The organism is Streptomyces albidochromogenes, from assembly GCF_005981925.1.
In the GTDB taxonomy this organism is placed as follows: Bacteria; Actinomycetota; Actinomycetes; order Streptomycetales; family Streptomycetaceae; genus Streptomyces; species Streptomyces albidochromogenes.
The window spans coordinates 1-4,329 of sequence record NZ_VBVX01000433.1; the positions used below are offsets into that span (position 1 = coordinate 1).

A 4,329-nucleotide genomic window follows, 5' to 3' on the forward strand; every position below is an offset into this window, starting at 1 on the left:
GGTGGGGGCAGCTGGGGCGGTTGTGGTGAGGCGGCCGTGTCGAGGTCGGTCTCCTCGAAGACCAGCAGGGTGCGGGTGCTGAGCACTTCCGGGATGGACTGGATCTTCGTCAGTACGAGCTCGCGCAGCGCCCTGTTGTCCGCCGTGTGGACCAGCAGCAGTACATCGAAATCCCCGCTGACCAGCGCGATGTGCGCGGCGCCGGGCAGTTCCTGAAGGCGTTCGCGGACCGTGCGCCAGGAGTTCTGCACGATCTTGAGCGTGATGTACGCCGATGCTCCCTGCCCCGCGCGTTCGTGGTCCACGCGTGCGCTGAAGCCGCGGATCACGCCGTCGTCGATGAGCCGGTTGATGCGCGCGTAGGCGTTGGCGCGCGACACGTGCACCCGCTCGGCCACGGACCGTATCGACGCGCGGCCGTCCGTCTGGAGCATCCGCAGGATGTCGCGGTCGATGGCGTCGAGCGGGCGCGCCGGCGGGCGCGCTCCCGCGTCGGCCATTTGTTCAGCTGCCATGTCCCCCCGCCTCCCTCTGATGGACGACCTGCCCCTATCCCAGGCTGTGGAGAACCGTTTGTCCACAGGCTGAAGGCGCCTGTAGCCAAATTGCGTCCACGACCGAACAATCGGTAGGTGAGGCACACCACATTGCTGTGCCTTCTCACCGCTCCCACGAGGAGGTGCACGCGATGAAGAAGAGCACCATGACGGTGCGGCCGGTCGAGCCGGCCCAGGACCTGCCCGGTGCCGCCGCCTACCGGCCGGCCCCTCCCCCGGCCTGGAAGCCGCGCACGGACCCCGCCCCGCTGCTCCCGGACAGCGAGCCGCACCGCGTGCTCGGCACCGGCGCCGCCGCCCGGCTCGACGCCGGGCTGATGCGCAGGCTGTACGCGGAGCTGGTCCGCGGCCGCAGGTACAACACGCAGGCGACCGCGCTCACCAAGCAGGGCCGCCTCGCGGTCTACCCCTCCAGCACGGGCCAGGAGGCCTGCGAGGTCGCGGCCGCGCTCGTCCTGGAGGAGCGGGACTGGCTCTTCCCGAGCTACCGGGACACCCTCGCCGCCGTGGTGCGCGGGCTGGACCCCGTGGAGGCGCTGACGCTGCTGCGGGGCGACTGGCACACCGGTTACGACCCGCGCGAGCACCGCATCGCGCCGCTGTGCACCCCGCTGGCGACCCAGCTGCCGCACGCGGTGGGCCTGGCGCACGCGGCCCGCCTCAAGGGCGACGACGTCGTCGCGCTGGCCATGGTCGGCGACGGCGGCACGAGCGAGGGCGACTTCCACGAGGCGCTGAACTTCGCCGCCGTCTGGCGGGCGCCGGTCGTCTTCCTCGTGCAGAACAACGGCTTCGCCATCTCGGTGCCGCTCGCCAAGCAGACCGCCGCCCCGTCCCTGGCCCACAAGGCCGTCGGGTACGGCATGCCGGGCCGGCTGGTCGACGGCAACGACGCCGCCGCCGTGCACGAGGTGCTGGCCGAGGCGGTGGCGCGCGCCCGCCGCGGCGGCGGCCCGACGCTGGTCGAGGCCGTCACGTACCGGATGGACGCCCACACGAACGCGGACGACGCGACCCGCTACCGGGGCGATGCCGAGGTCGAGGCGTGGCGCGCCCACGACCCGGTCCAGCTCATGGAGCGGGAACTCACGGAGCGGGGAATGCTGGACGAGGACGCCGTGCGGGAGGCCCGGGAGGCCGCCGAGACGATGGCCGCCGAGCTGCGCGAGCGGATGAACGCGGACCCGGTGCTCGACCCCATGGACCTTTTCGCGCACGTCTACGCCGAGAAGACGGCGCAACTCAGGGAGCAGGAAGCCCTGCTGCGGGCCGAGCTCGATGCGGAGGACGAGCGATGACAACGGCAGCGACGACGACGGTCGACGCGAAGCCCGCCAAGCCGGCGACGATGGCGCAGGCCCTCGGCCGGGCGCTGCGCGACGCGATGGCCGAGGACCCGTCCGTCCACGTGATGGGCGAGGACGTCGGCGCGCTCGGCGGGGTCTTCCGGGTCACCGACGGGCTCGTGAAGGAGTTCGGCGAGGACCGGGTCACGGACACGCCGCTCGCCGAGGCGGGGATCCTGGGGACGGCCGTCGGCATGGCGATGTACGGGCTGCGGCCCGTGGTCGAGATGCAGTTCGACGCGTTCGCCTATCCGGCGTTCGAGCAGCTCATCAGCCATGTGGCGCGGATGCGCAACCGCACGCGCGGCGCGATGCCGATGCCGATGGTGATCCGGGTGCCGTACGGCGGCGGGATCGGCGGCGTCGAGCACCACAGTGATTCGTCCGAGGCGTACTACATGGCGACTCCGGGGCTCCATGTCGTGACGCCGGCGACGGTCGAGGACGCGTACGGGCTGATGCGGGCGGCGATCGCCTCGGACGACCCGGTGGTCTTCCTGGAGCCGAAGCGGCTGTACTGGTCGAAGGCGGCCTGGTCGCCACAGGCGCCGACGGCCGTCGAGCCGATCGGGCGCGCGGTCGTGCGGCGCTCGGGGCGCAGCGCGACGCTGATCACGTACGGGCCGTCCCTGCCGGTGTGCATGGAGGCGGCGGAAGCGGCCGCGGCGGAGGGCTGGGACCTGGAGGTCGTCGACCTGCGCTCGCTCGTGCCGTTCGACGACGAGACGGTGGCCGCTTCGGTACGGCGTACCGGGCGCGCGGTCGTCGTCCATGAGTCGACCGGTTTCGGCGGGCCGGGTGGGGAGATCGCGGCCCGGGTGACGGAGCGCTGCTTCCACCATCTGGAGGCGCCGGTGCTGCGGGTCGCCGGGTTCGACATCCCGTATCCGCCGCCGATGCTGGAGCGGCACCATCTGCCGGGAGTGGACCGGGTGCTCGACGCGGTCGCGCGGCTGCAGTGGGAGGCGGGCAGCTGATGCCGAAGGTGCTGGAGTTCAAGCTGCCCGACCTCGGTGAGGGGCTGACCGAGGCGGAGATCGTGCGCTGGCTGGTCGAGGTGGGCGATGTGGTCGCCGTCGACCAGCCGGTGGTCGAGGTGGAGACGGCCAAGGCGATGGTGGAGGTGCCGTGCCCGTACGGGGGCGTGGTGACCGCCCGCTTCGGTGAGGAGGGGACCGAACTGCCCGTCGGTTCGCCGCTGCTGACGGTCGCGGTGGGGTCGGCGGGGGCGCCGGCATCCGGTCCGGCTCCGGCTTCCGGTTCCGCGTCGGCTCAGGCTGCCGCTTCCGGTTCCGCGTCGGCTTCGGTGGTGGACGCGGCTCCCGCCGGGTCCACCGCTTCGGGGGAGGCGGAGTCCTCGGGGAACGTGCTGGTGGGATACGGCACGGGGGCGGCGGTGGCGCGGCGGCGGCGTATCCGGCCGGACGCGGCTCGTGCGGCCGTGGCGGTCGCCGAGGTGGCTGCCCCGGCGGTCGCAGGGGTGGCCGGCCAGGACGGTCCGGTGCCGGTGATCTCGCCGCTGGTGCGCCGGCTGGCCAGGGAGAACAGCCTCGATCTGCGGGCGCTCAAGGGCTCAGGGCCCGACGGGCTGATCCTGCGGGCCGATGTGGAGGGTGCGATCCGCGGGGCGCGGGCGCCCGAGCGGGCGGCGCCCGCGCCGGTGGCCGTGGCTTCTCCTGTCGGGGCGGAGCGGGTGCCGCTGCGCGGGATGCGCGGGGCCGTGGCGGACAAGCTGTCGCGCAGCCGCAGCGAGATCCCGGACGCCACCTGCTGGGTGGACGCGGACGCGACCGAGCTGATGGCGGCCCGCGCTGCGATGAACCAGGCGGGCGGACCCCCGGTGTCGGTCCTGGCGCTCCTGGCCCGGATCTGCACGGCGGCCCTGGCCCGGTTCCCGGAGCTGAACTCGACGGTCGACATGGCCTCCCGCGAGATCGTGCGCCTGCCCGGTGTGCACCTCGGGTTCGCGGCGCAGACGGAGCGGGGACTGATGGTTCCCGTCGTGAAGGACGCGCACGCCCGCAGCGTGGACGGCCTGAGCGCGGAGTTCGCACGGCTGACGGACGCGGCCCGCAAGGGGGCGCTGACACCGGCGGAACTGACGGGCGGCACGTTCACGCTGAACAACTACGGGGTGTTCGGGGTCGACGGGTCCACGCCGATCATCAACCACCCGGAGGCGGCGATGCTCGGGGTCGGGCGGATCGTCCCCAAGCCGTGGGTGCACGAAGGGGAGTTGGCGGTGCGCAAGGTGGTGCAGTTGTCGCTGACGTTCGACCACCGGGTGTGTGACGGGGGGACCGCCGGCGGGTTCCTGCGGTACGTCGCGGACTGTGTGGAGCACCCGGCGCTGCTGCTGCGCACGCTCTGACCGCCGCGCACGGAGCGCTGCTCCGCCGCGTGCCGCACCCACCGGAGCCCCGCCC

General features: G+C 73.2%; 4 protein-coding genes. 3 read left to right on the forward strand and 1 reads right to left on the reverse strand.

The features are described from left to right. On the reverse strand, positions 1 to 515 hold a 515-nt coding region (locus E2E34_RS31810), incomplete at its 3' end, for an Lrp/AsnC family transcriptional regulator (protein WP_138905315.1). Between the two features lie 173 nt (positions 516 to 688). On the opposite strand from E2E34_RS31810, the gene pdhA reads away from it, so the two are divergent. The 3 genes from pdhA to E2E34_RS31825 are packed head-to-tail and all read left to right on the forward strand — an operon-like array spanning position 689 to position 4,274. Further along, entirely contained in the window at positions 689 to 1,855 is a 1,167-nt protein-coding gene (pdhA, locus tag E2E34_RS31815; RefSeq protein ID WP_138905316.1) for a pyruvate dehydrogenase (acetyl-transferring) E1 component subunit alpha, read from the forward strand. After that, positions 1,852 to 2,880 carry an alpha-ketoacid dehydrogenase subunit beta gene (locus tag E2E34_RS31820; protein WP_138905317.1) on the forward strand — a complete coding sequence of 343 codons (1,029 nt, stop codon included), beginning with the start codon at positions 1,852 to 1,854 and terminating at the stop codon, positions 2,878 to 2,880. Before pdhA ends, E2E34_RS31820 begins: the two co-directional genes overlap by 4 nt. Continuing rightward, complete coding sequence (locus E2E34_RS31825) at positions 2,880 to 4,274, forward strand: dihydrolipoamide acetyltransferase family protein (protein ID WP_138905318.1); 1,395 nt, start codon at positions 2,880 to 2,882, stop codon at positions 4,272 to 4,274. Before E2E34_RS31820 ends, E2E34_RS31825 begins: the two co-directional genes overlap by 1 nt. Positions 4,275 to 4,329: the final 55 nt, after the last annotated feature.